The sequence below is a fragment of the Aquimarina longa SW024 genome (assembly GCF_001401755.1).
Taxonomy (GTDB): Bacteria; Bacteroidota; Bacteroidia; order Flavobacteriales; family Flavobacteriaceae; genus Aquimarina; species Aquimarina longa.
On sequence record NZ_AVQK01000063.1, the window covers coordinates 1 to 5480 of the forward strand.

Below are 5480 nucleotides of genomic sequence, written 5' to 3' on the forward strand. Positions count from 1 at the left end.
GCGTACAACGTTACGTATAAGAAACGTAGGGCAGTTGATAAGCACTTTTGTTTCGGTTTATTACTTAGCTAAATATAAATATTTTGCTTTTATCTTTTTACTATAAACGCCAAATTTTATATTTAGCGGGCTTTGTTAATATGCACATAACTTTCGGTTAAGCCTCAAATGCCCTATGTTTTTTATACTTTGTTGTAGGTAGTTTTTATCCGTGAAATTTAAGTCCGTTCAGAGCTTTGTTTACTTTTTTATTTTCTCCATAAATAATAATTCCCACCAAAGTTTGATTATAATCTGTTAATTTACCTATTTCAATATGATTTTCCTCTTCATTTTTTGTTGAGAAAAGTGAGTCCGTATAAATTCCAATATTTAGTTCTCTTTGTTTGGCTCTTGAAAATGCTCTGTCAATTTGAGCTTGGTTGTCAGCTTTATAAATGAGAATAGGTTGTTTTATAAAAGGAAGATATTCTGATTTTGAAGCATTGATAAATGATTTTCCGTGTGTTTCAGGAAATTTTATAGCTACTGAACTTGCCAAAAATGATGCAACATTTAGTTTTTGCCAATTCAAGAGGCCATTATTAATAACAATAGCTATTTTATTTTCAAATTCCATTTTTAATTATTTTAGTTTAAGTTCCATTTGAATATTACATCTTTCGTATGGAGTGTAATGACCAACGACCTTTTTGAATCCAAGTTTCTCATATAATGAAATTGCTGGTTTTAATATTGTATTACTTTCAAGATATATGTTAGAGGCTTTTAATGCATTTGCCTTTTCAATGATAGCTTTTCCTAATAGATATCCAATACCTTTGCCTTGAGCTTTTGGAGAAACAGCCATTTTGGCTAGTTCATAATCATACTTTTCATCTTTCATTTTTAGCAAAGCACAAACTCCTAGAATAATCTTGCCTTGGAGAGCTACAATAATTTTCCCTCCGTTGTCTAAAATGTAATCCTGAGGATTGCCCAATGCTTTTCTATCGGCATCTTCTAATTTGAAATATGTAGTAATCCATTCTTCATTAAGTTCTCGAAAGGCTGAATGGTGTTCTGGTAAATAATCTATAATCTCAATTATTGATGATTCTCTAATTTTCTTTTCTTCTAAAACTCTAGTTAAAAGAGACTTTTCTTTTAATAAGTATTCAAATTCTTGTAATGCTAACCAAATATTGTGAGTGGTCAGTTTTAATGTATTTTTTATTGCACTTTCTACATCAATATATTGTTCTTGTATTTTTGCTGATATTTCATTTCCTCTTTTTGTCAGAAGTATATTGTTTATCCGACCATCAGATTTATCTTTTCGCTCCAAAACTAATCCCTCTTTTGACATTTCTCGAATTATTTTAATAATAGATGGATGTGAATGTCCAATCTCATTGGCTATTGATGTTATAGATTTTCCTTCATCTTGATTAGATAAATAATAGAAAACAGGAAACCATTTAGGTTTAAGCTCTATATCATACAGTTCATATATTCGTTCAGCATCTTCTGTAACCTTATTGCTTAAAGCTCTTAATCTACTCCCTAATACCATTTCGCCAATTTCATCAAAATCCATTTAATTATGTTTTTAAATACGTAACTAGTTACAAATATATATAAAATATTTTTGTTTACTTAAGTTCGATGTTTTTCATAAATGTTCATTAAGATACATAGTTTACACAAGTTAAAGATTAGGTGTTTACACTAAATTAATTTCTAATCTTGTTGCTTGTTGTTTCTTTCTTAGGTTTCTTTGATCAAAGAAACCTAAAAATACATTTCTATAATATACTTTACAAATTCCGTTTCCATGTTGTTCAATAGCGATGTATTTTCCTTTTAAAGCCGCCGATACATATACCCAGTAATAGGATTTCCATCTAATGGCTCCACTCTTGGTTACTTTAAGAACTTTAAGGTTACTATCATACTCAAAATGTGGTATTTTTTCAGGGAACGGTCTACAGGAAAAATCGTGTCCATTAGCAGGTGGTTTCATCTCTAAAGCTTCATGTGGTCGCATGTTATTATATTCCTTTACAAAGTGATTTAAACGTCTTTGTTGTGCTTTTAAATCATATGCTGAAGGTTTGGCACAAGCGGCCTTTAAATCACGATGCATTCGTTCGTGTCTTCCATTTTGTTCTGGGTGTGCGGGATCAGAAAATACAGGTGTAATTCATAGTTCTATAAACCAATATGAGAGTTGTGTAAACCTTTGAATAGCTCGTACAGATCCAAAGGGGCTTCCATTATCAGTGTGCATTTGTTTAGGGATGCCATATCTAAAAACCTTTGTAAACTCTGCTTTAGCGGCTTTTAGGGTTTCTTTATAATGTCCTTTGGCTGTAAATAGAAATCGACTTTTTGAGTCTGCAATAGTTAAGGGATGACAATAGATTTTGTTACCCATTAAAAACTTTCCTTTATAGTCGGCACTCCATACTTCATTACACGATTGTGGATCAAAAATAGGGTATGTTGGTTTTACTCTACGCATTCGTTTTTGAGGAGACACTAATCCGTTTTTTCGAAGGATATTATGAACAGTCACCACAGATGGGATTTGCTCTTTGGTAAACTCTTTAAACAATAAGATTCTAATTTTTTTAGCTCCCCAAAGTTTGTGTTTTTCTTTTAATTTAAGAATACTATCAATGATTTTTTGATCGGTTGCATTGGGATGTTTACAAGGTGCTTTAGATTGCTCTTTTAGACCTTCAAAGCCTTGATTTTCGAATCGATCAATCAACTTATAAGCTGTTGGTCTGGAGATTTCAAAACTTTTGCACAATTCTGTGATGGCATATTTTCCAGTAAGCCATTCACAGATGAATTCTATTTTCTGTTCCATAGTTGTTGTCTTTTTCCAAGGCATGATCATTTGATTTTGATCTCAAATTATACCTTAAAAAGTGTAAATTATGTCCCTTTAACTTTGTAAACGATGTGCCTTTAACGTACCACTATTAGCTACAACGTTAAATATATGGCAAGTAGGGCGGAAAACAAGCAATTAATTTCGATTAAGCCACAAGCCAAATCTTTTTATTTTGTTTTAATTTTTCTCTTTTAATACCAAATCTAAAGATTTGGCGACTTTGCAAATAGACAATAACCTTTCGATTAAACACCAATCGCCCTATTTGCTATATATAGTGTTAGGCAACGTTAATACCCTAGTATTTCTTTTCGTTCAGGGCAATCCTTAGTTTTACATAGAATTCTGCCTTCGTGATTTTTACTCTTATCATAAACTTTTAGAATGTTGAATAATTTATGTTTTATATAATCATATTCAAATGTCTTTTCATTAAAGATAGAGTCAATCTCTTGTGATTTAAAAAAACCTTCGTGATTACCATTATTCTGTCTCATATAATTTGCCAATCTGCCAAAGATTGAGTTTTCAAAATCTTTATGACTTCTAATTGCTAAAGGGCAATCTAAAACTCCATCGAACTCTAAACCGTTTATACTATCGAGAAAAGAATATTGGTTTTCCAAATAGACATAATCATAATTATTATCAGATAGTTCAAAGAAGAAATCCTTGTAACTCTGACCGGTTGAGTCTTTCAGTAATCTACTTTTTATAAGTTCATTTTCAAATCACTTTATATAACGTCTGATAGATTTTCCGTCAACAGTCACATTTTCAGAATAACATTTATTATATATATCAGATAGTTTCTCATTTTGACAACTAAAAAGTAAGATTAAAATTAAAGATATTATCAAGTATGATTTTTTTTTCATAATGGTGCATAACGTCTCTTGTATATTGCATATGCTCCCTTCGGGAAGCATATGCAATATACAAATTGTTACCCAACGTTCTTTATTTAGATTTGTTGGATTATGAGTCCGATTAAAATTAAAGTAAGGTTTATCAGTAATGTAGTTTTAATACTTACTTTTTTGTTTATTAGTTTAAGTCCAATTACAATTCCCACAATCGCAAATATGGAATTCACTATCAAAATCCAATTTGGTATGTAAAAAGTCGGATGAAACTCTGTGAAATGATATCTATACAAAAGGTCAAGACTAAACCAAGTCCAAAAAAAATTAACAAAAATTATTATCAGTCCAACTATTTTCTTTTGTTTTAGAAAAATCAAACACGAAATAGTTGTCAAAATCAGAATTCCAATTGTTCCGATTATAATTAAATCCGTCCACATTCCAACGTTGTGAATTCCTGTAGCGAATTTACTTAGTAAAGGTTCTGATGCGAAAAATAGCAATAAAATAAGAAGTAGAAATACTGCTAAATGGATTACTATAACCTTTCTTTTATTCATATAGTTGAGTAATTTTTACATTCTGTTTTTCAATCAGATATTGTTCAACTAATCGATTATAACAAGTTAAGTTGTCATACACGATACAACCAAGTCCAAAATTTTCTATTTTATAATCATTTAGATTTTCAGTTAAATTTCCTGAACTAACTAATCCACTAGAAAAATATTTAAGCTCATTATTTGCTAAATCAGTTGTAAATCGGTCAGTTATTTTTTCGCAATCCAATTCGTGATATTCAGTCAATATGTTTTCGGTCCTTTTCATTCCAAAATAATCGAAAGTCAGTTGAGTTGTCAAAGTCACAAATACAATTCCAATTCCCAATGCTGTTAAAGTCCAAAATTTGCTTTTTATCTTTAAACTCTTTGGTAAAAAGAAAAATACAATTAGTAAAATCGCCAATATTACTGGGATGTAGAACTCTTGATAAAAGAATTCGTACATTTTACTGTAACTGAAAACCCCTAATCCAATTCCAATTAGCATTAAAGTCAGAATTATATTTTTCAGTTTTGCGTACATTTTTAGTCAAATGTTGGGTAACGGTCTCGTATAACCGTCAGTTACGGGTTAATATACGCAGACTTTTGGGTTTGACACAGGCGTTAGCAATTCCGAGTGGATTCGGACGTAGTCGAGTCCGCCGTAATTGCGGTTATACATTGTTGGCAATAGTTTTTTGTTTTTCCTTTGTTCATTCGTTTTAGTCAAATTGATAGATAAACTTATTCCAAGTGTTTGTTTGATATAAATTTCGGTAAATATTTAAGTCCGATTCTGTTTTTTTATCAGTCGTTTTTTTATTCCGTAAACTTGCTCAATTCCGTAACAGTTTTAAAACCAGTTCATACATAAAGTTATTCTATTTTGTCTTTTTATACTTCTAAAAAGTCAAAACATTTGACCATTTTAAAAGATACATTGCTAAAGCTGTTCCAGCTGTACTAACAAAAATTGAACTTTGCCAGAAATAAACTTTGTTTCCCCATACGCTTAACCACTTTTTACCAAATGATTCTTTTACAAAAACTTTCATACTTTTATAGTAGAGAAAATTAATTATCAAGAAAGTTGCAATTGCAGCTATTATTATCCAAATTTTATTCATAGTTTAAATTTTTAATTAGATACTGTTTTTTAAATCTGACTAACGTCAATTTTAT

The 5480-nt window shown here is 30.4% G+C and carries 7 protein-coding genes; all 7 read right to left on the bottom strand.

Annotated features, from left to right (window positions below; all coding sequences use genetic code 11):
* Positions 1-205 precede the first annotated feature (205 nt).
* The 7 genes from N456_RS08590 to N456_RS08625 all read right to left on the bottom strand — a co-directional run bounded on the left by N456_RS08590 (position 206) and on the right by N456_RS08625 (position 5425).
* The gene (locus N456_RS08590) at positions 206-619 is read right to left on the bottom strand and encodes a DUF2000 domain-containing protein (RefSeq protein WP_062055964.1); all 414 of its coding nucleotides are present in this window, start codon (positions 617-619) and stop codon (positions 206-208) included.
* Between the two features lie 6 nt (positions 620-625).
* Positions 626-1579 carry a bifunctional helix-turn-helix transcriptional regulator/GNAT family N-acetyltransferase gene (locus tag N456_RS08595; protein WP_062055966.1) on the bottom strand — a complete coding sequence of 318 codons (954 nt, stop codon included), beginning with the start codon at positions 1577-1579 and terminating at the stop codon, positions 626-628.
* Positions 1580-1705: 126 nt separating this feature from the next.
* A complete protein-coding gene (locus N456_RS08600) occupies positions 1706-2185 on the bottom strand; it encodes an integrase core domain-containing protein (protein ID WP_082422486.1) in 480 nt (159 codons plus the stop codon).
* Positions 2186-2884, bottom strand: coding sequence for a helix-turn-helix domain-containing protein (locus tag N456_RS08605; RefSeq protein WP_062055971.1), 699 nt, complete (start codon positions 2882-2884; stop codon positions 2186-2188).
* A gap of 293 nt (positions 2885-3177) precedes the next feature.
* A complete protein-coding gene (locus N456_RS08610) occupies positions 3178-3513 on the bottom strand; it encodes a hypothetical protein (RefSeq protein WP_062055973.1) in 336 nt (111 codons plus the stop codon).
* A gap of 792 nt (positions 3514-4305) precedes the next feature.
* On the bottom strand, positions 4306-4581 hold the full coding sequence (locus N456_RS24055; protein ID WP_148639257.1) for a hypothetical protein: 276 nt from the start codon (positions 4579-4581) through the stop codon (positions 4306-4308).
* Between the two features lie 619 nt (positions 4582-5200).
* Positions 5201-5425: a hypothetical protein gene (locus N456_RS08625; RefSeq protein ID WP_062055979.1), complete on the bottom strand. Its 225-nt coding sequence runs from the start codon at positions 5423-5425 to the stop codon at positions 5201-5203.
* Positions 5426-5480: the final 55 nt, after the last annotated feature.

Bases quoted from the DNA above. Each gene is read 5' to 3' on its own strand.
- N456_RS08595 (WP_062055966.1), bottom strand. From the start codon at position 1,579: ATGGATTTTGATGAAATTGGCGAAATGGTATTAGGGAGTAGATTAAGA.
- N456_RS24055 (WP_148639257.1), bottom strand. From the start codon at position 4,581: ATGAAAAGGACCGAAAACATATTGACTGAATATCACGAATTGGATTGC.
- N456_RS08590 (WP_062055964.1), bottom strand. From the start codon at position 619: ATGGAATTTGAAAATAAAATAGCTATTGTTATTAATAATGGCCTCTTG.
- N456_RS08625 (WP_062055979.1), bottom strand. From the start codon at position 5,425: ATGAATAAAATTTGGATAATAATAGCTGCAATTGCAACTTTCTTGATA.
- N456_RS08605 (WP_062055971.1), bottom strand. From the start codon at position 2,884: ATGCCTTGGAAAAAGACAACAACTATGGAACAGAAAATAGAATTCATC.